At 62.0% G+C, this 25789-nt stretch carries 23 protein-coding genes; 10 read left to right on the top strand and 13 right to left on the bottom strand.

Going from position 1 to position 25789, the window contains the following annotated elements:
- Positions 1-84: 84 nt before the first annotated feature.
- Positions 85-1008 carry a LysR family transcriptional regulator gene (locus FAZ30_RS06000; RefSeq protein ID WP_137009051.1) on the bottom strand — a complete coding sequence of 308 codons (924 nt, stop codon included), beginning with the start codon at positions 1006-1008 and terminating at the stop codon, positions 85-87.
- Between the two features lie 90 nt (positions 1009-1098).
- Between FAZ30_RS06000 and FAZ30_RS05995 the strand changes: the two genes are divergently transcribed.
- The 4 genes from FAZ30_RS05995 (at position 1099) to FAZ30_RS05980 (ending at position 4567) form a co-directional block, all read left to right on the top strand.
- Entirely contained in the window at positions 1099-2004 is a 906-nt protein-coding gene (locus tag FAZ30_RS05995) for a DMT family transporter (RefSeq protein WP_137009049.1), read from the top strand.
- A gap of 75 nt (positions 2005-2079) precedes the next feature.
- The gene (locus FAZ30_RS05990; protein WP_205676652.1) at positions 2080-3093 is read left to right on the top strand and encodes a sensor histidine kinase; all 1014 of its coding nucleotides are present in this window, start codon (positions 2080-2082) and stop codon (positions 3091-3093) included.
- A 17-nt stretch (positions 3094-3110) separates the two neighbouring features.
- Complete coding sequence (locus tag FAZ30_RS05985; RefSeq protein WP_124645304.1) at positions 3111-3689, top strand: TMEM175 family protein; 579 nt, start codon at positions 3111-3113, stop codon at positions 3687-3689.
- A 65-nt stretch (positions 3690-3754) separates the two neighbouring features.
- The gene (locus FAZ30_RS05980) at positions 3755-4567 is read left to right on the top strand and encodes an FkbM family methyltransferase (protein WP_124645305.1); all 813 of its coding nucleotides are present in this window, start codon (positions 3755-3757) and stop codon (positions 4565-4567) included.
- A gap of 12 nt (positions 4568-4579) precedes the next feature.
- Here the strand turns inward: FAZ30_RS05980 and FAZ30_RS05975 are convergent, their stop codons facing one another.
- Complete coding sequence (locus tag FAZ30_RS05975) at positions 4580-6604, bottom strand: oxidoreductase (RefSeq protein ID WP_233578645.1); 2025 nt, start codon at positions 6602-6604, stop codon at positions 4580-4582.
- A 105-nt stretch (positions 6605-6709) separates the two neighbouring features.
- Here FAZ30_RS05975 and FAZ30_RS05970 point away from each other — a divergent pair, with 105 nt between their 5' ends.
- On the top strand, positions 6710-7297 hold the full coding sequence (locus tag FAZ30_RS05970) for a cupin domain-containing protein (RefSeq protein WP_124645306.1): 588 nt from the start codon (positions 6710-6712) through the stop codon (positions 7295-7297).
- 114 nt (positions 7298-7411) lie between these two features.
- A complete protein-coding gene (locus FAZ30_RS05965; protein ID WP_137009047.1) occupies positions 7412-8452 on the top strand; it encodes an ABC transporter substrate-binding protein in 1041 nt (346 codons plus the stop codon).
- Positions 8453-8486: 34 nt separating this feature from the next.
- Here the strand turns inward: FAZ30_RS05965 and FAZ30_RS05960 are convergent, their stop codons facing one another.
- The 4 genes from FAZ30_RS05960 to ppc form a co-directional block, all read right to left on the bottom strand.
- Complete coding sequence (locus tag FAZ30_RS05960) at positions 8487-8843, bottom strand: c-type cytochrome (protein ID WP_124645308.1); 357 nt, start codon at positions 8841-8843, stop codon at positions 8487-8489.
- Between the two features lie 52 nt (positions 8844-8895).
- Positions 8896-10653, bottom strand: a complete 1758-nt coding sequence (locus FAZ30_RS05955) for a GMC family oxidoreductase (protein ID WP_137009045.1) — start codon at positions 10651-10653, stop codon at positions 8896-8898.
- Positions 10654-10663: 10 nt separating this feature from the next.
- Entirely contained in the window at positions 10664-11434 is a 771-nt protein-coding gene (locus FAZ30_RS05950; RefSeq protein WP_137009043.1) for a gluconate 2-dehydrogenase subunit 3 family protein, read from the bottom strand.
- Between the two features lie 353 nt (positions 11435-11787).
- Positions 11788-14487: a phosphoenolpyruvate carboxylase gene (gene ppc, locus FAZ30_RS05945; protein ID WP_137009041.1), complete on the bottom strand. Its 2700-nt coding sequence runs from the start codon at positions 14485-14487 to the stop codon at positions 11788-11790.
- Positions 14488-14835: 348 nt separating this feature from the next.
- Here ppc and hemC point away from each other — a divergent pair, with 348 nt between their 5' ends.
- Genes hemC through FAZ30_RS05925 form a run of 4 tightly spaced genes read left to right on the top strand, consistent with a single transcriptional unit; the run spans position 14836 to position 18733 of the window.
- Complete coding sequence (hemC, locus tag FAZ30_RS05940; RefSeq protein WP_124645311.1) at positions 14836-15765, top strand: hydroxymethylbilane synthase; 930 nt, start codon at positions 14836-14838, stop codon at positions 15763-15765.
- Positions 15762-16502, top strand: a complete 741-nt coding sequence (locus FAZ30_RS05935) for a uroporphyrinogen-III synthase (RefSeq protein ID WP_124645312.1) — start codon at positions 15762-15764, stop codon at positions 16500-16502. Before hemC ends, FAZ30_RS05935 begins: the two co-directional genes overlap by 4 nt.
- A complete protein-coding gene (locus FAZ30_RS05930) occupies positions 16499-17521 on the top strand; it encodes a uroporphyrinogen-III C-methyltransferase (RefSeq protein WP_137009040.1) in 1023 nt (340 codons plus the stop codon). The genes FAZ30_RS05935 and FAZ30_RS05930 overlap by 4 nt, the downstream gene beginning before the upstream one ends.
- A 3-nt stretch (positions 17522-17524) precedes the next feature.
- Entirely contained in the window at positions 17525-18733 is a 1209-nt protein-coding gene (locus FAZ30_RS05925) for a heme biosynthesis protein HemY (protein WP_124645314.1), read from the top strand.
- 66 nt (positions 18734-18799) lie between these two features.
- On the opposite strand, the gene FAZ30_RS05920 is transcribed toward FAZ30_RS05925, so the two are convergent.
- From FAZ30_RS05920 to FAZ30_RS05890, 7 genes are all read right to left on the bottom strand, one after another.
- Positions 18800-19237 (bottom strand): META domain-containing protein, encoded by a 438-nt coding sequence (locus FAZ30_RS05920; RefSeq protein WP_158613652.1) that lies wholly within the window; start codon positions 19235-19237, stop codon positions 18800-18802.
- A 29-nt stretch (positions 19238-19266) separates the two neighbouring features.
- The gene (locus FAZ30_RS05915; protein WP_158613654.1) at positions 19267-19947 is read right to left on the bottom strand and encodes an META and DUF4377 domain-containing protein; all 681 of its coding nucleotides are present in this window, start codon (positions 19945-19947) and stop codon (positions 19267-19269) included.
- Positions 19948-20127: 180 nt separating this feature from the next.
- Positions 20128-21501 carry an NAD(P)(+) transhydrogenase (Re/Si-specific) subunit beta gene (locus tag FAZ30_RS05910; protein ID WP_137009037.1) on the bottom strand — a complete coding sequence of 458 codons (1374 nt, stop codon included), beginning with the start codon at positions 21499-21501 and terminating at the stop codon, positions 20128-20130.
- A gap of 9 nt (positions 21502-21510) precedes the next feature.
- Positions 21511-21807 (bottom strand): proton-translocating transhydrogenase family protein, encoded by a 297-nt coding sequence (locus FAZ30_RS05905; protein WP_045848133.1) that lies wholly within the window; start codon positions 21805-21807, stop codon positions 21511-21513.
- Between the two features lie 10 nt (positions 21808-21817).
- Entirely contained in the window at positions 21818-22939 is a 1122-nt protein-coding gene (locus tag FAZ30_RS05900) for a Re/Si-specific NAD(P)(+) transhydrogenase subunit alpha (RefSeq protein ID WP_124645318.1), read from the bottom strand.
- A 646-nt stretch (positions 22940-23585) separates the two neighbouring features.
- Positions 23586-24371: a substrate-binding periplasmic protein gene (locus FAZ30_RS05895; RefSeq protein ID WP_124645319.1), complete on the bottom strand. Its 786-nt coding sequence runs from the start codon at positions 24369-24371 to the stop codon at positions 23586-23588.
- Positions 24372-24572: 201 nt separating this feature from the next.
- Positions 24573-25688 carry a sterol desaturase family protein gene (locus tag FAZ30_RS05890; RefSeq protein WP_124645320.1) on the bottom strand — a complete coding sequence of 372 codons (1116 nt, stop codon included), beginning with the start codon at positions 25686-25688 and terminating at the stop codon, positions 24573-24575.
- Positions 25689-25789 lie beyond the last annotated feature (101 nt).

Raw genomic sequence — 25789 nt, 5'->3', positions numbered from 1 at the left:
GCTACCCCAAGGCAGCAGTGGCAATTATAGGGAAAGCATCCCCTCAGGGCGAGTCGGGTCTTGCCCGGCTGTGGCATTACCGTGTCATGGCGACGTTTTCGCGCCCAGGCGCTCGGCCAGATAGTCAATCAGCACGCGCACCTTGGGTGCCAGATAGCGATTGGGCGGATACAGCAGCCAGGCCATGCCGCGATAAGCCGTGGTGAATTCCCAATCGTCCAGCACGGTTTCCACCTGCCCGGCCTCCAGCGCTGCCTGCGTGGTAAAGTGCGGCAGCGGTGCAATGCCCAGATGGGCCAGCACGCCCTGCAGCCGCAGTTCGCTGTGATTGGTGGCGTAGCGGCCACTCACCGCCACCGTCAGCTGTTCATTGCCACGGCGCAGCTGCCAGCGCTTGTCGGCCTCATGCTCGGCCAAGTACAAGCACAGATGCTGCGCCAGATCGCGTGGATGGGCTGGCCGGCCATGCGTGGCCAGGTACTGCGGCGAGGCACACAGCAGCTGGCGCACCGGCAGCAAGGGCCGCCCGGCCATGCCCGGTGGCGGCGTGTCAGTCACCCGCACGGTCAGGTCCAGCCCCTCGGCCAGCGGGTCGACATCGCGGTCGCTGATGAACAGCTCCACATCCACCTGTGGATAACTGGCCAGGAAAGCCGGCAGCAGCGGTGCCACCACAAAACGGCCAAAAGCCTTGGGCATACTGATGCGCACCCTGCCCTGCGGCCGGGCATGTTGTTGCTGGGCCAGTTGCACCGCTTCGTCAGCAGCATCCAGCATGCTGCGACAGCGCGCCAGCGTGGCCTGCCCGGCATCGGTCAGCCGCAACTGGCGGGTGGTGCGCTCCAGCAAGCGCACGCCCAGCGCCGCTTCCAGCCGTGCCACCTGCCGGCTAAGCGCCGACGGCGTCATGCCCAGCTGCCGCGCCGCCGCGGAAAAGCTGCCACGCTCCACCACCAGCACAAACACCGCCATGTCCGGCAGCATGGCAATCAGTCCATTTGTTCCCATTACGCACAATTCCTGTTCCAACAACAGCGATTATCAAGCCATGACCAGGCAATGATAATGAGCGTACTGACTCGACAATGAAAGCCCGCCATGCCCAGCCGCCACCCCTTGCATCAACGTTACCCCGCCCTGCCCGACCTGCTATTGCTACTGGTCGCCATGGTATGGGGCAGCAGTTATGGGCTGGCCAAGGAGGCGCTGCAGTTTTATCCGGTACTGGGCGTGCTGGCCCTGCGCTTTGGCCTGAGCTTCCTGTTGCTGCTGCCGGCCCAGCGCGCCCTGGCTGATCCTGCCATCCGCCGCGCCACCCTGGGCGCAGCGCTGCCGCTGGGACTGGGCCTGCTGGCGATTTTCCTGTGCGAAACCTATGGCATCGCCCATACCAGTGCGGCCAATGCCGCCTTCCTGATCAGCCTGTGCCTGGTACTGACGCCTTTTGCCGAATGGCTGTTGCTGGGGCAACAGCCGAGCCGCGATGCGCTGCTGGCGGCGGCAGCCGCACTCTGCGGCGCCTGGCTGCTGAGCGGGGCCACTCACTTGCAACTGAACGGGGGTGATCTGCTGATCCTGCTGGCCGCCGTACTGCGTGCAGCCGTCACCAGCCTTACCCGCAAGCTGACCGCAGACCGGCCGGTGGCCACGCTGGCGCTGACCGGGCTGCAAGGCCTGCTGATCTGCCTGGGCTGCCTGCTGCTGGCCAGCCTGAACGGCGGCTTGCCTGCCCTGCCGGCCCGGGCGGCGTTCTGGGGCGATATCTTGTTCCTGGTTTTGTTCTGCACCCTGTTCGCCTTTTTTGCCATGAACTACGCGCTGCGTCACAGCAGTGCCACCCGGGTGGCGCTGTTGACCGGCAGCGAGCCGGTATTCGGTGCCCTGTTCGCCATGCTGTGGCTGGGCGAGACACTGAGCGCCAGCAGCTGGTTGGGCGGTTTGCTGATGGTGGCGGCCAGCTTGTGGGCGGTACGCCCGGGCAGATTGCAAACCGCTGCCGCCTGAAGGCCGCCGCGCTGATTCGCCGTGCCGGACAGCGGCTTGCTATCATTGAGATACCTGTCCATTGCACCCGACCCCATGCGCCAGCCTCCGCGACAACACCCGGTCTTTGCCATCCCCGACTTTCGCAATCTGGGGGTGATGCTGCGCATCCTGCTATCACTCAATCTGCTGCTGTTATGCAGCGCCGTTTTCCTGCCGGATGGCGATACGCTGACCGGGCGCATCCTGAGCCGGGCCAGCTGGGTGGAGCCCTCACTGCTGCTGAGCCTGGGCCTGCTCGGCCTGCTGTCACCCTGGCTGGGCCGGCAGCGGCGGGGCAACTGGCTGGTGGTGGCGCTGTGCATGCTGTGTGTGCTGGTACAGGATCGCCTGCTCAACGCACTGGAATTGCCACGACTGGAGCGGCCGCTATTGGCCGGCCTGCTGGCGATCCTGCTGCTGCATTACTTCAGCCTGCGCCAGCGGGCGCTGTCGCCGGCATTGGGCGAGGCCAGGCTGGCGGCACTGCAGGCACGCATTCGCCCGCACTTCCTGTTCAACAGCCTGAATGCCGCCATCGCGCTGATCCGCTCGCGGCCGGAAAAAGCGGAAATGGTGCTGGAAAACCTGGCCGACCTGTTTCGCGCCCAGATGGCCGATCCCGGCCATACCTCCAGCCTGGAACGGGAAATCGAACTGGCCAAGATGTATCTGGCCATCGAAAGCGAACGGCTGGGCCAGCGCCTGAACGTGGTGTGGGACATCCAGGCCGCACTGGATGCCAGCCTGCCGCCGCTGCTCTTGCAACCGCTGGTGGAAAACGCCGTGCACCATGGCGTGGAGCGCTGCGGCAAGGGCGGTGAAATCCGTATCCGCGCCCAGCTCAAAAGCGGCCAGCTGTTGCTGAGCGTCAGCAATCCGCTGGCCGGGCAGGGCGAGCCGCATCGTGGCAACCGCATGGCGCTGGACAATCTGCGCGAACGGCTGGAGCTGTTTTACGACGCCGAGGCCTCCTTGCAGGTGGCCGCTGCCGACGGCCAGTACCACACCCTGATCCGCCTGCCCTACCGCCCCTTGTCCCGCCAGCAACAATCTGCACTGCTGCACTGAACCACTACGGAGCCACCATGGGCAAAAACCGCCTGGAAGCCTTCAGCGATGGCGTGATCGCCATCATCATCACCATCATGGTGCTGGAATTGAAAGTCCCGCACGACACCAGCCTGGCGGCATTGACCGCCTTGTGGCCAGTCTTCCTCAGCTATGTGCTGAGCTTTATCTATGTCGGCATCTACTGGAACAATCACCACCACTTCTACCATGTGGTGCGCCAGGTGGACGGGCGCGTGCTGTGGGCCAATCTGCATCTCTTGTTCTGGCTGTCGCTGCTGCCCTTTGTCACCGGCTGGATGGGGGAAAACCACATGGCCGCACTGCCGGTGGCCCTGTACGGCGTGGTGCTGCTGATGTCCGCGCTGGCCTGGTATCTGATGCAGCGCGCCCTGCTGTGCGTGCCGGGCAACCGTGAAGTGATGACCCAGGCACTGGGCCGCGATCTGAAAGGCAAGCTGTCGCCCTTGTTCTACCTGGCTGGCATCGTGCTGTCCTTCTACCAAAGCTGGCTGGGGGCCGCCATCTACGGCCTGCTGGCGCTGTGGTGGCTGGTGCCGGACCGCCGCATGGAGCAGGCACAGCCGGGGCATTAAAACGTCATATCCGGGGGCGGGCGGCTTACGGCATAATGCCCGCTTACTTGCAATGGACTTTCGCCATGAAAAACATTCCGCGCCCCGCTCCCTTCATGCTGCTGTCCACCAACCACGGCAGCATGATCGTCAACCGCAACGACTTCGCCCCTTCCGACGGCGAATCCTATGGCGTCGGCTACCAGTTGATGACACAAAGCGGCTACGAGCAGGAGGAAGTGGATTTCGTGCTGGCCTTGCTGGCCAGTTGCCTGCGTGATCGTGGCGAAGGGGTGCTGGCCATCGACTGCGGTGCCAATATCGGCGTGCACACCATCGAGATGGCCCGCTTCATGTATACCTGGGGCCATGTCGTCGCCTTTGAGGCGCAGGAAAAAATCTACTACGCGCTGTGCGGCAATATCGCCCTCAACAACTGTCTGAACGTCAATGCGCTCAACTCGGCCGTGGGCGCCAGCTGCGGGCAGATCGACATTCCCGAACCGGACTACCTGCGCCCCGGTTCTTTTGGCAGCGTGGAGTTGCAACAGTCGGCCAGCAATGAATTCATCGGCCAGACGCTGGATTACCAGCACCGCACCATCCGCATCGATCTGATCAGCCTGGATTCGCTTGGCCTGCAACGCATCGACTTCATCAAGATCGACGTGGAAGGCATGGAAGATCAGGTGTTGCAGGGGGCGGAACAGTCCATCCGCCGCTGCCGGCCACTGATTTTCATGGAAATCATCAAGTCGGACATGACGGTGATCCGCCCCTGGCTGGAGGCGCTGGGCTACCAGCTGTATTCGGCCGGCGTCAATGTGCTGGCGGTGCATCAGGACGATGCACTGATCCCGCACCTGAAAAACGAAGGCGGCCGCCTGCAACTGGTGTAGCCCTGTGCCCGGCTAGAGCTGCCAGGCCAGCCGGGTGGCTTCGTAAATGGCCTCTTCGGCAGTACGCGGGGCCAGACAGTCGCCAATGGCATGAATCTCCAGAGCCAGGCCGTCCAGCTGCTGGCGTAGTGCATCCACCGGCTGCAAGGGCTGGCACAGCACCAGCGTGTCCACCCCCTCGCACAGCATGGCTTCCTCGCTGGCGGTATGTTGCAGATAGACGGTGTCCTCGTCCACGCCATACAGCCGGGCATAGGGAATGATCGCCACCTGCAGACGATGCAGCTGGGCTGCCAGCTGGTCGCGTACATACATTTGCAGCGCCTGCCCCATATGGGTGGCATTGACCGCCAGCGTGACCTGATGACCAGACTGCGCCAACCGGATCGCCAGCCCCGGCCCAAGCCAGTCGGCACGCCAGTCCGCCACCACCACGCGGCTGCCCGGGCGTGCCCCCTGCAGCAGCGCCCAGCCGTCCAGCAGCTGCATGCCGCCGCTGATTTCCAGCCGGGGCGGCGCAGGGCGGGCTCCGGTCGCCAGGATCAGCACCTCGGCACCCTGCTGCTGTACCAGCGCCCGGTCTACCGTCTGGCCCAGCCGCACCTGTACACCCGCCTGTTGCAGCTCGTAGTGCAGATTGGTCAGCAGGCCACCGAACTCTGCCCGCCCCGGCAATTGCTGCGCCAGCAATACCTGTCCGCCCAGCTGGCTGCCCGCCTCGTACAGCGTGACCTGATGGCCGCGCTGCGCCGCGATCACCGCCGCCTTCATGCCGGCCGGCCCGCCGCCCACCACCATCACCCGGCGGGATGTCGCGGCTGCTTGCAAGTCGCCAAATTGCAGCTCGCGCCCGGACACCGGGTTCTGGATGCAGGAAATCGGCAGGCCACGGTGAAAACGACCGATGCATGCCTGATTACAGCCAATACAGGCGCGAATGGCATCCGCCTGGTCTTGCACCACCTTATTGGGCAGCTCCGGGTCGCAAATCAGCGCCCGCGTCATGCCACAGGCATCCACCACGCCATCGGCCAGCAACTGCTCGGCCTCTTGCGGCTGGTTGATCCGGCCGGCCAGGACCAGGGGAATGTCCAGCTGCCGACGGAAACGCCCCGCCTGCCCGGCCAGATAGGCGGCCGGGTAGGCCATGGGCGGAGCAATATGCACCGCCCCGCCCAGGCTGGCCGAGGTGCCGGCCACCAGGCTGACATAATCCAGCTCGGCCTGTATCGCCACGCAGGCAGCCAGCGCCTCGTTCTCCTCCAGCCCCTCGGCATCGCACTCCCCGGCAGAAATACGCAGGCCCACCACGCAGTCCGCGTCCACCTCTGCGCGGATCGCCGCCACGACCTCGCGCAAAAAGTGCAGCCGGGCTGCGGCATCACCGCCATAGCCATCGCTGCGCTGGTTGAGCCGGGGATTGAGAAACTGCGCCGGCAGATAACCATGGCTGGCCACGATCTCGACACCATCCACGCCGGCCGCGCGAATACGCCGCGCGGCCGCGGCATAGCCCGCCACGATTTCAGCGATTTGCGCCGTGGTCAGCGCCCGCGCCACCACATGAAAGCGCTCGCTGGCACAGCGTGAAGCAGAATAGGCCACCGCCTGCATGCCGTCGGCGGTTTCCATGATTTCACTGCCGGGATGAAACAGCTGGGCAAACACCCTTGCCCCCTCGGCCTGCACCGCCGTGGCCAGTGCCCGATAGCCGGCAATGCAGCCATCGTCGGTGGCCATCAGCGCGTGCGAGGTATAGCGCGCACTCTCATGCACACCGGACACCTGCAGCACGATCAGGCCGACACCGCCCCGTGCCCGCGCCTGATGATAGGCAATCAATGCCGGGCTGACCTGGCAGTCAACCGGCAGCACGGTATCGTGACCGGTGGAGACAATGCGGTTGCGCAAGGTGACACTGCCAATGCGCAAGGGTGACAAGAGTTGGGGAAACTGGCTGGGCATGGTGTCTCCGGGCAAGGTAGGCCGAGCAGCACGGATTTCGCGCTGGGCTTGCGCCGCCAGGCATGGCAACATGCATGCATCCTGAGCAACGCGTATTTTAATTTTGCTTAAATTAAAATAATTTGCAAATTTTTTTAATGGCTATTCTGACAGCTACTCTTGCCTGATAAATCCATCGTGAACCACTCCGCCTCTACCCCGACTGATGACAACACCTTGCAGCTTGGCCAGCGCATCCGTGAGTTGCGTAAACGTCAAGGCTTAACCCTGGCCAATCTGGCAGAAAGTAGCGGGCTTTCCATCGGCCATATCAGCCTGATCGAACGCAATCGCACCCAACCCTCCATCAATGCCCTGCTTAGCCTGTCCCGCAGCCTGGGCGTAACCGTACAGTGGTTTTTCCACGGGCCCGAAACCCTGATCGCCGAAGAAAAAGATTATGTAGTCCGGCATAAGCAAAGGCTGCGGCTCGATTACCAACACGGTTTTGTCGATCACCTGCTGACCCCGCGGAGCCAGCGTCAGCTGGAAATGATCCACAGCCTGATTCCTCCCGGAGCCTCCAGCGAGGAAAGTTACAGCCACCAAGGCGAGGAAGCCGGTTTTGTCCTGAAAGGTTCGCTGGAGTTGCAGGTTGGCGCACGCCAGTTCCATCTGGAGACAGGCGATAGCTTTGCCTTTTCCAGCCAGGAAGCACACAGCTATCGCAACCCCGGCACCAGCGACACCATCGTCATCTGGGTGATTACACCACCTGGCTACTGATTTTTATACATACTAAAATTTATTTTATATTTTTTTAATAAGACATAAACTCCTGGAACACACAACACCGGCATCCGTCAAGGGAAGTTGCCGGACATAACAGGAGGAGATGTCATGTTGAGTATTTACCACCGCCGCGTGCTAGCCAGCCTACTCGCCCTGTGCAGTCTGCCCGCTCTTGCCCGCGATCTGGTTGTCGTGTCCTACGGCGGCACCAATAAGGACGCACAAGTCACGGCCTATTACCAACCCTTCCAGCAGGAAACATCCTTGCGCGTCATCCCAAGCACCTGGAATGGCGAAGCGGCCAAGATCAAGGCCATGGTGGATAGCCGCAATGTCAGCTGGGATGTGGTGGAAGTGGATGCAACCCTACAAGGCCGAGGCTGTGATGAGGGCTTATTCGAGCGCCTGGACAGCAAGCTGTTTGGCAATAAAGCCGATTTTCTACCGGAAACCATGCAGCCCTGTGCCATGGGCATGTTCATCTCCTCCACCCTGCTGGCCTATAACGCCGACAAACTGAAAACCGCACCGCGACACTGGCAGGACTTCTGGGATACCAAGCGTTTTCCCGGCAAGCGTGCCATGCGCCGTGGCGCGCAATACACGCTGGAAATTGCCCTGATGGCGGACGGTGTCAGCCCAGACAAGGTCTACCAGACGCTATCCTCTGCTGCCGGCGTCGAGCGCGCCTTCAAAAAACTGGACCAGATCAAACCATTCATCCAATGGTGGGAAGCTGGAGCCCAGCCCGCCCAGTATCTGTTGGCGGGTGATGTGGTGATGAGCACGGCCTATAACGGACGCATTAGCAATGCCCGCAAGGAAGGACGCAATTTGCGAGCGGTGTGGCTCAACAACATCTACGAAATGGATTACTGGGCCATTCCCAAAGGCTCGTCTAACAAGGCAGCTGCACTGCGTTTTATCAGCCTCGCCAGCCGTTCCAGCCAGCAGAAACGGTTTGCCGAGCAGATTGCCTACGGCCCCACCAATAACAAGGCGCTGACCCAGCTATCACCGGCGGCACTGGCCGACCTGCCCAGTGCCCCACAAAACCAGCGCACGGCGCTGGCGTTGGATTACCGCTTCTGGATCGACCATGGCGAATCGCTGGAACAGCGTTTCAATAGCTGGGTTGGGCGTAAATAAATTAAGGGTCCGTCAGTAATCTGACGGACCCATCTCATTGCAGTGTTGCCAGATAATTGACAATGGCGGCACGCTGGCCGGCATCCGGCACGCCGGCAAACGGCATCACATTGCCGGGTACTGCTTGCTGCGGATTGGCCAGATAGGCGGACAACAAGGCCTTGTCCCAACTCTTGCCCAGGGTTTTCATGGCGCGGCTGTAACGAAAGCCCGGGGAGCTACCGACCTTGCGTCCGATAATCCCTTTCAGGCTGGGGCCGACACCATTGCTACCGTTCACGCTGTGACAGGCGGCGCACTGCGCAAAGGCAGCCGGTGCAGTAGCCGGGCTATCGGCAAAGACGGGCAAGGAAAGCAATAGCAGGCCAGTCGCCAACAAAATGGTACGCATTGGAATCTCCTTCTGTGGACAAGGGCTGCGCCCTGCGGGCAGCCCGATGACATTACAAGCGACCAGGGCGTTGCAGATAACGCAGCAGATCGTCACCCAGACGCAGGGCCAGTGCCGCCAGCGGGCCGGTAGGGTTGTAGCCGGAGTTGTGTGGATAGACCGATGCGCCCACGACAAACAGGTTATGGGCATCCCAGTGCTGCAGATGGGGTGACACCACGCTGTTATGCGCTGACTCGCCCATGATGGTGCCGCCCACGATATGGGTGGTCTGGTAGAGACGGCTGTCAAACGGCGTAATCAGCGGCTGCAACCTGCCCACTTGGTCGGCACCGCAGGCGTTGGCAATCTCCATCATCTTGCCACTGACGAAACGGGCCATTTTTTGCTCGTTGTCGCGGAAGTCGAAGGTCATGCGCACCAGCGGCCGGCCGAATACATCACGATAGGTGGGGTCCAGGCTGAGGTAATTGCCACGATTGGGGTAGCAGCTGCCCTCGATGCCCAGCGACATGGAGTGGGCATACCAGTCGGCATTGGCCTGTTTCCAGGCAGTCCCCCAGCGTGGTGTGCCATCAGGCACGCGTCGGCTCTTGATTGGCCGGCCGCCAAACTGCCAGCCCTGAATGGTGGCACCACCCAGAAAGCCCAGCCCGGTGTGGTCGAAGTTATCGTTGTTGAAATCGTCGATCACCATCTGGGTGCTGCCGCTGGCCAGGTAGGGATTGAACCATTTGTCCTTGAAGAACAGATCCACCCCGGCGTTCACCTGATAGCAGAAATTCTTGCCCACCACACCGCTGTTGCTGACCGGGTCGTAAGGCTTGCCGATCTTGCTGTGCAGCAGCAACTGGGTATTGCTCATGGTAAAGGCCGCCAGCACCACTACCTCGGCCGGCTGTTCGTACTCCTCCCCGGTGAGCAAATCCAGACAATGCACGGCCGTGGCCCGCTTGCCGTGACTGTCGTAACGCAGCCCGAGTACCTGGGTATTGAGTCGGACTTCGAAACTCTTGCGCTGGCGCAGCATGGGATAGAGCAGCACCTGTGGCGAACCCTTGGCATTGGCTTCGCAGATGAAACGCTCGCAATGACCGCAGTACTGGCACTGCCCCAGTTTCTGCCCATCCGGATTGGTATACGCACCGGAAGAGTTGGCCGCGGCTTGCGGAAACGGGTGATAGCCCAGTTTTTCGCAGGCGGTTTTGAATACCTGGCCCGACTCCAGAATATGCAAAGGTGCTTGCGGGTACTCACCTCGCCGCGCTGCTTCAAATGGGTTGCCACCCTCCTGTTTTTGGCCCTTGATGTTACCCGCCTTCCCAGACAGACCAAACAAGCGCTCGAACAGATCGTGGTAGGGCTCCATCTCGGCGTAGCTCACCCCCCAGTCCTGCAACGGCATGTCGGCCGGAATGGCCTGCTTGCCATAACGCTGGATAGTGTGGCTGCGCAGTTGCGGGTCATATTCTGCCCAGCGATACAGGTGGCCATTCCAGTGGTTGCCAGCCCCACCCAGCCCCTGGCCCGGCAGGAAGGACTCCATCCAGCGCACCGGCAAGGCAGTCTGGCCGGACTGATGGCGCAGCGTGTAAGTTTCGCGCGACCAGTCCTGCATCAGCCCCTGGCGCACCGCCCAGCGCAGCTCGTCACGCTGGTTGGGCAGGCTGGATTCCGGGCCCTTGCGGTGATCCCCACCGCGCTCCAGCACCAGTACCTCGCAGCCCTTGGCCGTCAACTGGCGGGCAATCAGCCCCGCCGTAAGACCACCGCCGACAATCACCACCGTCTTGCTTGCACGTGTTTTCATGCCGGCCTCCTTAGCTGAAATCTGCAATCGATTTGGGCGTGGCACGTCCCGGATAGGGTTTGCCCAGATAATTCACCACATCCAGCGCATGCGTGGCGGGCAGGCCGGGATAGCCAATCATTTTCCAGAACACCATGCCGACATTGCCGCCGTAGAGTGGATCGGCAAAACAGGCCTCGGTGAACAGCGGATACACCAGATCGTTAAACCAGTGGTCCAGTGCCAGCTGCTCCCCATCCACCGCACCGCCAGCCAGGCGCTGCAAGAAGGCATCGGCCTGGGCCGGAGCAAGCGCGTCGAATAATTGGCCATGCAAGCGCAGGGCTGCACGGTCGGCCTCTGCTACGCCTGCCTTGAAATATTGCTCCGGCGTCAGTGGCAGTTGTGGGCCACTCTGCGGCGCCCCCTGCAGGAAAGGGCCAGCCATATAACGCTTGGCACCCTGGCCAAAACTACCAGCCAGCTGGCGGTCGATATAAATGGCCAAGCCACAATCCACGCCATTGGGCGTGAGAGGGTCGGCCGGGCACATCAGGTTGACCAGCGCTTCGACAAACGCCGCTTCATCCGGGCTGAAACTGGCATAGCCATAGACCGTATTGATTGGTGGGCTGGCGCTGGCCGAGTTGGCGGCAAGGGCATCCTGCCCTGGCAGCAGCAGGGCAGCGGCACTGCCACCCGCCAGCGGCAGGCTGCCGGAGGCAGCGGCCAGCTGTTTGAGGAAAAGGCGACGAGACGTTTGCGGCTCATTAGCGGGGGGCAAATCGACAGGGGCGGTCATTACTTGCTCCTTCCTGTGACGGAGGCAGTGGAACAATATGGGTCGCGCCGCAGTATGCAGCCAGCACAACCAGACAGGAGTCGTCATCGGGCGGACAACTTTCCCCCAGAATGGGTGTCGCCGGATCAGTTGCACAAGCAGCTGACGCCGGCCGCTGGGCAAAAAGGAAAATTCGCCCCGGCTAGGGATGGGATAAGGGCCAGGGCATACATTTTCGGTATGTAAAAAAAGAAAATGCAGCAGCCCGTCGCCAAGCTCCGCCGGTCATAACGATCTGCAGATGTCAGTGCCCCGCCAAAGAAAAACCGCCACGCGAGAGTGGCGGTTTTGTCATTTTCTACCGAAACGACAGCTCAACCGCTGTTACGCAGGCCTGCAGAAGTACCGTTGATGGTGAGGTGGATGGCGTACAACGCTTCGGCATCGTCCGGGTTTTCGCGCAGGCGCTGCAACAGATCAGCCTGCAGCAGGTTGAGCGCATCCAGATAGGGCAGACGGGTTTCCAGGCTGCGATGCAGGGTGGGGTTTTGCTGCAACAGGCTGCTCTGGCCGCTGATGGCGAAGAAGGCGTCGTGGGTTTTCTGCCATTCGGCCTCAATCTGGCCAAACAGCTGCTCGGCCAGCGCCCGGTCGGCAACCAGGCCGGCAAAGCGGCGGGCGATGCCCAGGTCGGCCTTGGCCAGCACCTGTTCCATATTGGACAGAATCACCTGGAAGAAGGGCGAGGTGCGGTACAGGCCCTGCAGCCTTGCCAGCCCGGCGTCGCCATGGCGGGCGATGAAGCCGGCGACGGCCGAGCCGAAACCGAACCAGCCCGGCAGCATCACCCGCGACTGCGACCAGGAGAATACCCAGGGAATGGCGCGCAGGTCCTTGATGGAGGCAAGGCTCTTGCGCGAGGCCGGGCGGCTGCCGATATTCAGCTTGGCAATGGCATTGATCGGCGTGGCTTCCAGGAAGTACTGCATGAAGCCTTCGGTTTCCACCAGCTGGCGATAGGCCTTGAACGCGGCTTCGGACAGCTCGTCGAATACTTCGCCATCCGCTTCGCAGCTGGGGTGAGTGGTGAGGCTGGCTTCCAGTGTGGCCGCCACCAGCGCTTCCAGATTGCGGGTGCCGATGTCCGGATCGGAATACTTGGAGGCAATCACCTCGCCCTGCTCGGTAATACGGATGCGCCCGGCCACGCTGCCAGCCGGCTGCGCCATGATGGCCTCGAAGGACGGGCCACCGCCACGCCCTACCGAGCCGCCACGGCCGTGGAACAGGCGCAGCTTGACGCCCGCCTTGTCGAAGCTATGCACCAGACGCTGCTCGGCCTTGTACAACTCCCACTGGCTGGTGAGATAACCACCGTCCTTGTTGCTGTCGGAATAGCCCAGCATCACTTCCTGCATCATGCCACGGCTCTTCAGCAGCAACTGGTACCACGGCAGGGCAAACAGCGTGTCCATGATGTCGGTGGCGGCCACCAGGTCGGCAATGGTTTCGAACAGCGGCACCACATTGATGGTGGACACCGGCATGCCGTTTTCCAGCCGGATCAAGCCGGTTTCCTTCAGGATCAGCGCCAGCGACAGGATGTCGCTGACGGTGGCGCAATTGGAAATGATACTCTGGCTGATGGCTTCCTTGCCGAATTGCTGCTGGATCAGCGCCGCTTCGCGGAAGATGGCCAGCTCTTTTTCGGTGTCGGCGCTGTAACTCAGATACGGTGAATACAACAGCCGCGGGGTGGACAGTTCGCGCAGCAGCACGCGGATGCGCGCCGCCTCGTCCAGTGCCGGGTAATGCTCCAGCCCTGCACTGGAAAACAGCTCGCTCACCACTGCCTCGTGCATGCCGGCAAACTGGCGCAGGTCCACCGGCATCAGGAAGAAGCCGAACACCTCTACCGCACGACGCAGGCGCGCCAGGCGGCCATCGGCCAGCAAGTCGCTGCCATGGGCGATAAGCGAATCAGCCACGGTGGCGAGGTCGGCCTGAAACGCCGAGATATCGTGATAGGGCTCACCCACCGGCCAGCGGCCACGTACCGCCAGCCCCAATTCGGCCGCCTTGCCCAGCAGGCGGGCTTCGATGGTGGCCAAGGCGCGGCGGTAGGGTTCCTGCTCGCGGCTTTCTTTGTTGTCCGGCGTCTGGTCCGACAGCGCCTGCAAGGCCGGGCTGACGGCGACATGGCGCTCGGACAGCGACAGCTCGCGGTACAGGGATGCCAGTTCGGCCAGATATTGTTCGAAAGCCTGGGTGGCTTGCAGGGTGAAGGCGTGGCGCAAGACCGAGGCGTTGACATTGGGGTTGCCATCGCGGTCGCCACCAATCCAGCTGCCAACACGGATAAACGGCGGCAGGGCCGGAACCTGGCCCCAGGCCGCCTCGACTTCCTTGCCCAGACGCTGATACAGCCGTGGCAGGGCGGAGAAGAAAGTCATCGGGTGGTAGGCCACACCGTTCTTGATTTCATCTTCCACCGACAATTTGAAGTGGCGGATTTCCGAGGTTTGCCACATGGACAGGATCACCCGCTTGAGCTTGCCGTCCAGCTCGGTTTCTTCTTCGGGAGTGATGTCAGGCGAACCCAGCTGGCTGAGGAATTTGCGCACAGCACGGTGGCCGTCCAGCACGCTCTGGCGCTGTACCTCGGTGGGATGGGCGGTGAGGATGGCGCCGACATAGGCATCCTGCAGCGTTGCCGACAGCTGGGCAAAGCTGACGCCGTCTTCCTTCAGCCGCGCCAGCGCCCGGTTCAGGCTGCCCTGCTGCGGACGCGAGCCGGCAATCTGGTGCGCACGACGACGACGGGTGTGGTGCAGGTCTTCCGCGATATTGAACAGCTGCGCATACAGGCCACAGGCGCGCACCAGTGCGGTGGTGGCCTTGGGCGACAAGCTGGCCGGCAAGGGCAGCGCGCGCTGTTCCGGCGTGCGCGCGGCAATGGCCTTGACCTCCTGATACACCTCGGGGCCTTCCTGGGCATGCAATACCTCGCCCAACAGGCGGTCCAGCCGCGCCAGGTCGGCACGTAGGGGAAGATCCTTGTCCAGCTCCGTCATGTCCAGTTTCCTTTGTCGAATCGTCTGGCCGGCTTGTCCGCTTGCGGTGCATATGGCACCGGAACCGTGATGACGGCCTTGTGTATGAATGGGATGGCAATCTTCTCAAGACAGGTTGCAACCTGGCTTCAGCAGACTGGCGAACAAACATCATAGGCAGCATTGCCGCTGTAGTGTGTTCATTACCGAATTTTCCTGATTTTTTTCGCACATTTTGTGCACAACAGCAACGGGGGTTGACCCTTGCCCACCACCACCCGGCCAATTGGTTTTCCTTGATCCGACTCCGGGCGTTGCCATGCCTGCATGCTAGAATCGGACGAAAATTCATCGTCAGGAATGCAATTCATGGACAAGATCGTCATCGCCAGCCGCGAAAGCCGGCTCGCCATGTGGCAGGCAGAACACATTCAGGCCCGCCTGCAAGCGCTGTATCCGCACCTTACTGTCGAAATCCTCGGCATGACCACCCAGGGCGACCAGATCCTGGACAAGACCCTGTCCAAGATCGGCGGCAAGGGCCTGTTCGTGAAAGAGCTGGAAGTGGCGCTGGCCGAAGGCCGTGCCGATCTGGCCGTACACTCCATCAAGGATGTGCCCATGGTGCTGCCGGAAGGCTTTGCCCTGGCCGCCATCTGCGAACGCGAAGACCCGCGCGATGCCTTTGTTTCCAACAAGTTTGCCAGCCTGGCCGAGCTGCCGGCCGGCAGCGTGGTGGGCACCTCCAGCCTGCGCCGCGAATCGCAGCTGCGCGCGCGCTACCCGCAACTGGTGATCAAGCCCTTGCGCGGCAATGTGCAAACCCGCCTGCGCAAGCTGGACGAAGGCGAGTACGACGCCATCATTCTGGCGGCAGCCGGCCTCAAGCGCCTGGAGCTGCACGACCGTATCCGGTCAGAACTCGCCCCGTCGGAAAGCCTGCCGGCTGCAGGCCAGGGTGCGCTGGGCATTGAAATCCGTGCCGACCGCGCCGACATGCTGGCCCTGCTGCAGCCGCTGAACCACCCGGACACCCACGCCTGTGTCAGCGCCGAGCGCGCACTGGCGCGTGAACTGGGCGGCAGCTGCCAGGTGCCGCTGGGCGCGTTTGCCACCCTCAGCGACGACGTCATCAGCCTGGGCGGCTTTGTGGCGCATCCGGATGGCTCGGTCATGCTCACCGCAGCCGCCAGCGCCCCGCGCCAGTATGCCGAATCGCTGGGCCGTGCCGTGGCCAAACGCCTGCTGGATGATGGCGCCAAGCCGCTGATCGACGCCGTACTGAAAGACCAGCAATGACAACTGCTGGCCGCCGCATTCTGGTGGCCAGACCGGCCGCGCAAAGCGGCCGCTTGCTGCAACTATTGGCCGCTGCCGGCTGGCAGGGGCAGGCCTTTCCGGTGATGGATATCCAGCCGCAGCCGGAAGCGCTGGCCCAGCTGCCGCAGCAGGCCGCGCAGGCCGACTGGCTGTTTTTTGTCAGCCCCAGCGCCATCGACATGGCCTGGCCTACGCTGCAGGCACAGCCACTCAAGGCACAGCTAGCCTGTGTCGGCCAGGCCAGCGCCCGCCGCCTGGCCACGCTCAGCGGGCAGGACATCCTGTTTCCCACGGCAGGCAGCGACAGCGAAGCCCTGCTGGCCCTGCCGCAGCTGGCTGATGTCGCCGGCCAGCACTGGCTGATCGTGCGTGGCCAGGGCGGCCGTGCCCTGCTGGCCGATACCCTGCGCCAGCGCGGTGCCACGGTGACGCTGGCCGAGGTCTACCAGCGGGTGGATGGCGCACCTGACTGGAGCCTGCTGGATGATGGCCCGCCGGACGCCATGGTGATCACATCCAGTGAAATGGCCGAGCAATTGTTCAGACTGGCTGGTCCGGCAAGAGCCGGGACGTTACAATGCCTTTTGTATTGTGTGCCGCACCCGCGCATTGCCGAACGATTGCAGGCTCTGGGCGCGACACGCATCGTGACAACCCGGGCCGATGACGATGCGCTCGTCGCCGGCCTCAGAGAATGGTTCTCCCGTCACCCATGAGCGAAACCCAGACTGTCGACACCCCCCGTCCGTCCCGCAAAAAACAGCTGAACCTGGCCCTGCTGGTGGCGCTGGCTGCCCTCGGCCTGTCCGGCTGGCAGCTGTACAGCACCCAGCAGGAGCTGGCTGCCGCCCGCCAGGAACTGGCTGGCCGGCTGGCTGAAGGTAATGGCGCCTCCAAGGAATTGCGTGGCATGACCGAGCAGGCACTGACCGCCGCCCGCGCCACCGACGCCAAGCTGGCGGTACTGGAAACCCGCGTCAACGAATCCGCTGGCCAGTACGCCACGCTGAACGGCATGTACCAGGAGCTGACCAAAACCCGCAGCGACTGGCTGCTGTCCGAGGTGGAACACACCCTGGCCATTGCCAGCCAGCAGCTGCAACTGGCCGGCAACGTCCCCGCCGCCATTTCCGCCCTGCAGATGGTGGACGCCCGCCTGTCCAAATTCGACCAGCCGCAGCTGATCGCGGTGAAAAAAGCCGTGGCCACTGATCTGGAAAAGCTCAAGGCCCTGCCCTATCTGGACACCGTCGGCCTCACCGTCAAGCTGGACCGGCTGATGCTGTCCGGCGACAGCCTGCCGCTGGTGGTGGATGCGCATCGCCTGCAAGACAAGCGTGCTGCCAAGCCGCTGCCGGCCAGCGCCCCCTTCTGGGAACGCCTGGTGGCCGACATCAGCCAGAGCCTGGGCGAGCTGGTGCACATCCGCCGCATGGACAAGCCCGAAGCGCTGCTGCTGTCGCCTGAGCAGTCCTTCTTCCTGCGGGAAAACCTGAAAATGCGCCTGCTGGATGCCCGCCTGGCACTGATCCAGCGTGACGGCACCACCTTCGATGCCGATGTCAGCGCCGCCCAGTCCTATGTGCTGCGCTACTTCGACAATGACGCGCCGGCCACTCGCCAGTGGCTGTCCACCTTGCTGGAACTGAAAGGTGCGCCACTGTCCGTAACCCTGCCCGACCTCAATGCCAGCCTGAAAGCGGTACGTGATGCTCAGGGCAACAAGGGAGACTGACCGGTGAAATTTGTCATCTGGATTACCGGGCTGTTCGCCCTGGCCGTGCTGGTGGGGCTGGCCTCCACCCTCAATACCGGCTACGCCATCCTGTTTTTGCCGCCCTACCGCATGGAGGTGTCGTTCAACCTGCTGCTACTGGGCATCGTGGCCCTGATTGCGCTGGCTTACGTGGTGATGCGCATCATCAGCATCACCGCCGGCCTGCCCACCGAAGTGCGCCGTTTCCAGCGTCAGAAAAAGCTGAAAGCCGCCCGTCACGCCCTGCGTGAAGCCGGTATCGCCTTTTTTGAAGGCCGTTTCCAGAAAGCCGAGCGCGAAGCGCTCAAGGCCATGGCCGACGAATATGCGCCGGAAAACCGTGCCCTTGCCCTGTTGCTGGCCGCCCGCTCTGCGGGTGCCACCGGCGATCTGGACAAGCGTGACAGCTATCTGCAACAGCTGGATGCCCTGCCGGAACGCCTGCAGCTGGCGCGCCACATGCTGGATGCCGAACTGAAGCTGGAAGCCAAGGACGCGCTGGGCGCACTGGCCGCCATCGAACGTGCCCGCGCCCTGTCGCCCAATCTCACCAATGCCCTGCGCCTGGAGTTGAAAGTCCGCCTGCTGCAACGCCAGCCGGAAGCGGTACTGGCACTGACCGAAAAGCTGCTCAAGGCCGAAGCGCTGGAACCGGCACAGGCCCGCCGTTACCGTCTGGCCGCCTACAGCCAGCAGCTGACCGGCTTTGTCGGTGGCCGCGAAGTGCGCGACTGGCTGCGCCGCATCCCGGACGCCGAACGGCGCAATCCGGTACTGGTCAGCGAAATCGTCAGCCGGCTGATTGCGCTGGAAGACTTCGACTATGCCGCCACCTTGCTGGGCGAGGCGCTGGCCGACGAAGAACAGGCCACGCCGGAACTGGCACGCGAGCTGGGCCAGCTGGCCGAGCGCCTGTCGCCGGAAAAGCGGCTGGAACTGATGCGCGATGCAGAAGGCTGGCTCAAGAGCCGTCCACGCGACCACATGCTGTTGCTGGCGCTGGGCCGTCTGGCGATGAACCAGCAGCTGTGGGGTAAGGCGCAAAGCTATCTGGAAGCCAGCAACTCCATCAGCGCCACGCTGTGTGCCAATGCAGAGCTGGCCCGGCTGTTCGAGGCCACCGGCAAGGAAGAACAGGCCGCGCAGCATTACCACCGCAGCCTGGAGCTGGCACTGGCCAAAGGCGACTGAAGCCTGGCCACACAGCAAAAAGCCCGCGCTTAAAAAACGCGGGCTTTTTCATTTTCTGTGCGGTACTCAACTGCCGCCGTGACTGTCCTCGCGCTGGAATTCCAGCCGATCCGTACCCGCCTGCAATTGCAGCCGATTGCCCTGCACCACCAGCCGTGGCTGTGCCGACAGCAACTGGCTCAGGCTACGCTCACGCTCATCCAGCGGCGGCGGGCAAGCCATCAGGGTCGACATCATCGCCCCGGTCTTGAGCAAGCCCTGCTCCAGGCTCACCACACCGCCCAGACCGTTGCAACCGGCTGAGGCATGCACCCGGCCGGCGGCGAATTCCAGCCGGTAGGGCTGATCCTTGCCGGCATCCACCTGCTGCCAGCGTCCTTCCAGACTGGCCAGATCACGCGGTGCCTGCCAGCCCTGCGGCTTGTCGGCGGGCGTGGCCGGCGGCGCGCTGGCACAGCCGGTCAGCCAACCTAATACCAGTACCGGTAACCAGAAATGTCTCATGCGCTGACTCCTGACTGAGCGGCCCGTGCTCATTGCACGCTGCGGCTGATGGTTTCGCTGAACACCACGCGGTCCAGGATGGTCCGCACGGCGGATGCATCCGCTGGCGGGTTCTGCACGGTTTCATAGCGCAGCTTCAGGTAGTAGGCGGTATCGGGCTGCGGTGTAAAACCCTCGATCTCACCGTAGAACAACTGCCAGGGCTGGTTTTCGCTGCTGCGGACCTGCAGGCATTGCATCTGCCCCGCGCCAGCACTGCAGTTTTTACGCTGGCTGCTGACATACAGATACTGCGGCCGCTGCGCCGGGGCCGTGGCTGCTGCGGGATGGCCTGCCACCTTGTCCTGCTTGCGCACAAAGCGATATTCGCCTGCGCTACTCGTCAGCACCAGTTGCTGCGCCTTGCCATCAGTCTTGATCTGGAAGGGCTGCGACAGGAATCCGATATACGCCTGTTCGGTCTGCATCATGGCGGGCGGACACATCATGCGCGTGGTGGCCACCATCAGCTTGCCTTCGGCATTGGTATGGCCGGTAAAGCGGTTACAGCCGGCAAAACCACTGATGCCCTTGGCCTGAAACGACAGCGTGGGCAGCGGTTCGGCCACTTTGGGTGATACCAGCTGCCATTCACTGCCCACCAGATTGGGCTGGGCAACAACAGGAGCAGACAACAGAGCGGCGATAATGGCGGTGGTTTTCCAGTGCATATTCATCTCCAAAATTAAATAACGCTAATATTTAAGAGGCCGGAACAAGCCATGAGTTCCATATAGCGACTACAGTCAACCCATCCTAAGGATGGCTGCGCCTGCCGCCAAGCCTGCGCGGCGGGCAAGAAAAAACCCTGCCGGCGCGGCAGGGTTTTCGTTGTGACAAGCGGCAGTGGCTTAGTGCACCACGCCCTTCACCAGGTCTTCCACCACTTTCTTGGCGTCGCCAAACACCATCATGGTCTTGTCCATGTAGAACAGCTCGTTGTCGAGGCCGGCATAGCCGACGCTCATCGAACGCTTCACCACGATCACGGTACGTGCCTTGTGGGCTTCCAGAATCGGCATGCCATAGATGGGGCTGGCCTTGTCCTTCTGTGCCGCCGGGTTGACCACGTCGTTGGCACCAATCACCAGCACCACGTCGGTATTGTTGAAGTCGGAGTTGATCTCCTCCATCTCCAGTACCTGCTCGTAGGGCACTTCGGCTTCGGCCAGCAGCACGTTCATGTGGCCCGGCATGCGGCCCGCCACCGGGTGGATGGCATAGCGTACGGTGACGCCCTTCTCGTGCAGCAACTCGGCAAACTCCTGCAAGGCATGCTGGGCACGGGATACCGCCAGGCCATAACCGGGCACGATCACCACACTGTCAGCATTGCTCATCAGGAAGGCTGCATCTTCTGCCGAACCGGACTTGTAGTTCTTCGGACCGGCATCACCAGCCGGGCCAGCACCACCCGACTCCGCACCAAAGCCGCCCAGCAGCACCGATACGATGGAACGGTTCATCGCCTTGCACATGATGTAGGACAGAATGGCACCGGACGAACCCACGCAGGCACCGGCAATGATCAGCACCGGGTTGTTCAGCGTGAAGCCGATACCCGCTGCCGCCCAGCCGGAGTAGGAGTTGAGCATGGACACCACCACCGGCATGTCAGCGCCGCCGATGGGGATGATCAGCGTCACGCCCAGTACCAGTGCAATCGCCACCATGGCGAGGAAGGCAGCGTGGCTATCCGTCACGAAGTAGGCCACGCCGAAGCCGACCATGGACAGCGCCAGCAGCAGGTTCAGCAGATGCTGACCATTGAAGCTGACGGCCTTGGAGCCAAAGCGGCCAGACAGCTTGCCGTAGGCAATGACCGAGGCGGTAAAGGTGATGGCACCGATAAAGGCACCGATGAACAGCTCCACCTTCTGTACGCCAGTGTGTTCCACACCGCTATGGAAGATGGCAGCCACGGCGATCAGCACCGCCGACAGGCCCACCAGCGAGTGCATGGCAGCCACCAGTTCCGGCATGCCGGTCATCTCCACCGTTCTGGCCTTCCAGCCACCAATCACGGCACCGGCGACAATGGCGCCAGCAATCAGCCCCAGCACCGGCTTGTCCATGATCATGAAGGTGGTGACCACGGCAATCAGCATGCCGATGATGCCGAACTTGTTGCCGCGCAGCGCTGTCACCGGGCTGGACAAGCCCTTGAGCGCCAGGATGAACAGCACGGCCGCCACCAGATAAAGTACTGCAGAAATATTAGCCATGGTTCTTCCTTACTTTTTCTTCTTCTTGAACATGTCCAGCATGCGCTGGGTGACCATGAAGCCGCCGAAGATGTTGATACTGGCCAGGAAGATGCCGATGGTACCCAGCACCGAGGTGAGGGTGATTTCGGAACCATTGATGTCCACCACCTGCAGCATGGCACCGACGATGATGATGCCGGAAATGGCATTGGTGACGGCCATCAGCGGGGTATGCAGCGCCGGGGTGACATTCCACACCACGTGGTAGCCGACAAACACGGCCAGCACGAAGACGGTAAGGCTGGCGATAAAGGGATCGACCATCTTGTTCTCCTTAGTTGGCCGCCGGGAAACGCACCTGGCCGTCGTGGGTCACCAGGGTGGCCGCCAGCAGGTCGTCTTCCAGATTGAGGGTGAAACCTTCCTTGCTCAGCATCAGCGACAGGAAAGTCAGCAGGTTTTTGGCATACAGGCTGGAGGCATCTGCCGCCAGTTCGCCCGGCAGGTTGAACTGGCCCACCACGGTGACGTGGTTGTCAGTGACCACCACCTCGCCCGGCTGGGTGCGTTCACAGTTGCCACCGGCTTCGGCGGCGATGTCGATGATGACCGAACCCGGCTTCATTGCGGCCACGATGTCGGCGCTGATCAGCGTCGGGGCCTTCTTGCCCGGAATCAGCGCGGTGGTGATGATGATGTCGGCCGCACGGGCGTGCTTGCTCACCAGTTCGGCCTGACGACGCTTGTAGTCGTCCGACATTTCCCTGGCGTACACGCCATCACTGGCTGCTTTTTCTTCATCGGTCATCGGTACTTCGATGAACTTGCCGCCCAGCGATTCCACCTGCTCCTTGGTGGAAGGCCGTACGTCGGTGGCTTCCACCACCGCACCCAAGCGCTTGGCCGTGGCAATGGCCTGCAGACCAGCCACACCCACACCCATGATCAGCACCTTGGCCGGCTTCACCGTGCCGGCTGCGGTCATCAGCATGGGCATGAAGCGCGGATAGTAATGGGTGGCCAGCAGCACCGCCTTGTAACCGGCGATATTGTTCTGGCTGGACAGCACGTCCATGCTCTGCGCCCGCGTGGTACGCGGCAGCAGTTCCATGGCAAAGGCCGAGACCTTGCGCGCAGCCAGTTGCGGGAAGGTGGTGTTCTGATACGGGGCCAGCTGGCCGATCAGCACCGCACCCGGTTTCAGCTCGGCAATGCCGGCTTCGTCCAGCGCACGCACGCTGAGCACGATGTCGGCCTGCGCCAGCGCCTCGGCCCGATTGGCCGCAATGCTGGCACCCAGTTCTGCATAAGCCGCGTCGGGAGCAGCGGCAAACTGCCCGGCTCCCTGCTCCACCACCACGGTGTGACCCATGGCGATCAGCTTTTTCACCGTTTCCGGTGTCGCGGCCACGCGTTTTTCACCAGCCAGCCTTTCGGCCGGAATAGCGATCTGCATGGTCAAATTCTCCTGCAATGTGAAATGACAAAAAACAAAACCCAAAAGATAGCGAACGCCCGTGCGAGGCTTTTTCGAACGAGCGTTTGAATTATATTAAAACCATGAATGTTGATTTTGCGCAATACTTTTACACAATTGCGACAGTCACCAACCATATACCGTCTGACGATCCGGTCAATACGGCAGGGTGTTCCGGGCCGGGGTCACGCAGCGCGGAAGTCGGGTGCGGGCAGGGAGTCGGCATTGCCTGCTTTGCACGTCAGCCTGAGCTGCACCGCTGGCGCAGGAAAAATCAACTGGCATCCAGGGTGGCAAGAGCAGTACCAAGTATGGGAAAGCACCGCGTTGCCTGACACTAACGGTTCGCCCGCCAGCTTGTAAAGCAGGGTTAACCATTAACACTAAGGTACTGTTAATCAAAATGAATAGCCGGGTGGCCGGGGTGAAAACATTGAGCGGAAAGGGTTTTATCGTGCAGTGCACCATAGTGCAAAGCCCATTACCGGCAAGGGCAAAGAGCCTGAAGGCGATGCCAGCGGGCAAAGCCTAGTCACAACGCTGACATTTGACGCAGCACAGGCTACTGGCAGTGAGCCTGACTCCTCTGCCCGAGTGGTACAGGAAGGCTGACTCGCCATCTGGGTCATTTGGGTGCGATGGGCATGACGGCCAGCAATCTGGCAATGCTGCCATCACGCAGCATGCCACGCAGCACCGCCGTCAATCGGCCACGCCGGGCATACCAGGCTGAGCGACGCGACAGCCCGAGCCGGCGCTCTTCCTGCGCCGGCAACTGCAGTGGCTGCTCGCGAATCAGAGCTTCCCAACCCTGGCTGTGCAACAACTCCATGCCGTTGCGCCGATTAATGACCACAGCATCAACTCGCCCAGCCAGCAGCTTGCGAAAATTGGACAGACTACTTGGTGCAAAATCACGCTCTAGCTGTTTATCTGCATCAAAAACAGGCTGATAGCGCATCCCCTCGACCACACCAATACGCAATGGATAGAGGTCGGCATAGCGGCGTACCTTGCGCGAATCGACACGCCGCAGGTAAATCGCCAGCGGCGTGGCTGCCGCATAGGGAGGATCGAGAAAATCGATGTATGCATCACGGTCATCGCTGTTGCGTACGCCGATCACCAGATCAGCCTGCCCCTGCTGCATGGCCTGCAGGCAACGTTGCAAGGGACAGGGCAGGTATTGCACGGGGACATCCAGCCTGGCAGCCAGCAGCTTGACGATCTCCACATAGGGACCAGATGGCTGGCCGTGTGCATCCAGCGTTTTCCAGGGGCTGAAGGTATTGAATGCCAATACCAATGGTGGACTGGCCGCCCAAACCGGGCATAAAAACAGTGACAGGACCAGCGGCAACAGCCCGCGCAGGAAAGGAAACATGACATCCGCAAAATGATTTTTGCTCATGCTATAGCCAAACCCTGGTACTGAAAAGGTATTTTCTGCGCGCAGCCTAAGAACCAGTTAATCGTCTGCTGCGCTGCGGTGATACTGCGTTAAAAACGCCTGCGGAATGCGCATTTACTCCAGGTAGAATCCGCCTCCCCACTTGTTTTCGGTCGTTTTCGCCTGGTCTCACTCGCACTCGCAAGCCGCTGACACAGGCTATTACAACAGCCAGGCAGCCAGCATGAGCAGGGCATCCAGCAGCAGCAGACCGACCACAGCCAGACGTCCCTGCAGCAGGCTGCCCAGCCCGGTGAGGCCGGCCACCAGCAACAAGGCAAATGCCCACCGCTGTAGGTTGTCCAGGCCATCCACTTGCCACAGATAAGCCGCACCGGCGGCCGTCAGCAGGACAAACTGCAGCAGGGCCAGCGCCATACTGGTGCGGGTCAGCGGCAGATCAAAGCGCTGGCGGGCGCGCTGCAGATCAAAGGCCGGGCTGTTATCCGCCACGCCGGCCGGCAGCCAGCCCGGCGGCTTGAACCATACCTTGAACTTGTCCTGCCAGCGCGGGGCCTGGCAAGCCAGCCGCCACAGCGGCACATAGCCCGATGCCACCGCCCACAAGGGATTCCAGCTGTTGAGCGGGCTGCGGGTGCCGTATACCGGGGCTTCGTCCTCCTCGGCAAAGGTGCCGAACAGCCGGTCCCAGATGATCAACATGCCGCCGTAGTTCTTGTCCAGGTACGGGTCATTCACCGCATGATGCACCCGGTGATTGGACGGGGAAGAAAACACCCGGTCGAACCAGCCCAGCTTGCCGATATGCTCGGTATGAATCCAGAACTGGTAGAGCAAGACGATCAGCCCGGCCAGCGCAAATTGGGCCGGAGCGACACCGGCCAGCGCCATGGGCAAATAAAACGGCCAGCCGAGAAAGGCCACGGTGCTTTCCTGGCGCAGTGCGGTGGACAGATTGAAATCCTGGCTCTGGTGATGCACGGCATGCGCCGCCCAGAACACCGCGCTCTCATGCCCCACCCGGTGCAGCCAGTAATCGCAGAAATCGAACATCACGATGGCCAGCAGCCAGCCCCACACGCTATTCCATAGCGCAGCACGGGGAAACAACGCCAGGTGCCGCCATGTCAGCGCATACAGGCCGATCTGGAACAAGGTACTGACACTGGCCACCAGCTGGCTGAGCAAACCCTGGCTCAGGCTGGCCAGCGCGTCACTCAGGCGATAGGTGTTGCGGCCAATGGCCAGGCCATAGCCCAGTTCCCCCAGCATCAGCAGCAGGAAAACCGGGAAGGCGTATACGGTGATTTGTTCCATCAGACTTGATCCGCGAGACATGGCAAAACGGCAGGAGAAATGCCTGTACCCAACGGTACAGCAAAGCCAGGTGGAAGATTGTTGGAATTTTGTTGCGGCAA

The organism is Aquitalea aquatilis, from assembly GCF_005155025.1.
GTDB lineage: Bacteria > Pseudomonadota > Gammaproteobacteria > Burkholderiales > Chromobacteriaceae > Aquitalea > Aquitalea aquatilis.
The sequence above is the reverse complement of the archived record's forward strand: the minus strand, read 5'-3'. Positions and strand labels throughout refer to the sequence as shown.

Excerpts from the sequence above, each read along its gene's own strand:
- FAZ30_RS06000 (WP_137009051.1), bottom strand. The coding sequence starts at position 1,008 with ATGGGAACAAATGGACTGATTGCCATGCTGCCGGACATGGCGGTGTTT.
- FAZ30_RS05995 (WP_137009049.1), top strand. The coding sequence starts at position 1,099 with ATGCCCAGCCGCCACCCCTTGCATCAACGTTACCCCGCCCTGCCCGAC.
- FAZ30_RS05990 (WP_205676652.1), top strand. The coding sequence starts at position 2,080 with ATGCGCCAGCCTCCGCGACAACACCCGGTCTTTGCCATCCCCGACTTT.
- FAZ30_RS05985 (WP_124645304.1), top strand. The coding sequence starts at position 3,111 with ATGGGCAAAAACCGCCTGGAAGCCTTCAGCGATGGCGTGATCGCCATC.
- FAZ30_RS05980 (WP_124645305.1), top strand. The coding sequence starts at position 3,755 with ATGAAAAACATTCCGCGCCCCGCTCCCTTCATGCTGCTGTCCACCAAC.
- FAZ30_RS05975 (WP_233578645.1), bottom strand. The coding sequence starts at position 6,604 with ATGTTGCCATGCCTGGCGGCGCAAGCCCAGCGCGAAATCCGTGCTGCT.
- FAZ30_RS05965 (WP_137009047.1), top strand. The coding sequence starts at position 7,412 with ATGTTGAGTATTTACCACCGCCGCGTGCTAGCCAGCCTACTCGCCCTG.
- FAZ30_RS05960 (WP_124645308.1), bottom strand. The coding sequence starts at position 8,843 with ATGCGTACCATTTTGTTGGCGACTGGCCTGCTATTGCTTTCCTTGCCC.
- FAZ30_RS05955 (WP_137009045.1), bottom strand. The coding sequence starts at position 10,653 with ATGAAAACACGTGCAAGCAAGACGGTGGTGATTGTCGGCGGTGGTCTT.
- FAZ30_RS05950 (WP_137009043.1), bottom strand. The coding sequence starts at position 11,434 with ATGACCGCCCCTGTCGATTTGCCCCCCGCTAATGAGCCGCAAACGTCT.
- ppc (WP_137009041.1), bottom strand. The coding sequence starts at position 14,487 with ATGACGGAGCTGGACAAGGATCTTCCCCTACGTGCCGACCTGGCGCGG.
- hemC (WP_124645311.1), top strand. The coding sequence starts at position 14,836 with ATGGACAAGATCGTCATCGCCAGCCGCGAAAGCCGGCTCGCCATGTGG.
- FAZ30_RS05935 (WP_124645312.1), top strand. The coding sequence starts at position 15,762 with ATGACAACTGCTGGCCGCCGCATTCTGGTGGCCAGACCGGCCGCGCAA.
- FAZ30_RS05930 (WP_137009040.1), top strand. The coding sequence starts at position 16,499 with ATGAGCGAAACCCAGACTGTCGACACCCCCCGTCCGTCCCGCAAAAAA.
- FAZ30_RS05920 (WP_158613652.1), bottom strand. The coding sequence starts at position 19,237 with ATGAGACATTTCTGGTTACCGGTACTGGTATTAGGTTGGCTGACCGGC.
- FAZ30_RS05915 (WP_158613654.1), bottom strand. The coding sequence starts at position 19,947 with ATGCACTGGAAAACCACCGCCATTATCGCCGCTCTGTTGTCTGCTCCT.
- FAZ30_RS05910 (WP_137009037.1), bottom strand. The coding sequence starts at position 21,501 with ATGGCTAATATTTCTGCAGTACTTTATCTGGTGGCGGCCGTGCTGTTC.
- FAZ30_RS05905 (WP_045848133.1), bottom strand. The coding sequence starts at position 21,807 with ATGGTCGATCCCTTTATCGCCAGCCTTACCGTCTTCGTGCTGGCCGTG.
- FAZ30_RS05900 (WP_124645318.1), bottom strand. The coding sequence starts at position 22,939 with ATGCAGATCGCTATTCCGGCCGAAAGGCTGGCTGGTGAAAAACGCGTG.
- FAZ30_RS05895 (WP_124645319.1), bottom strand. The coding sequence starts at position 24,371 with ATGAGCAAAAATCATTTTGCGGATGTCATGTTTCCTTTCCTGCGCGGG.
- FAZ30_RS05890 (WP_124645320.1), bottom strand. The coding sequence starts at position 25,688 with ATGGAACAAATCACCGTATACGCCTTCCCGGTTTTCCTGCTGCTGATG.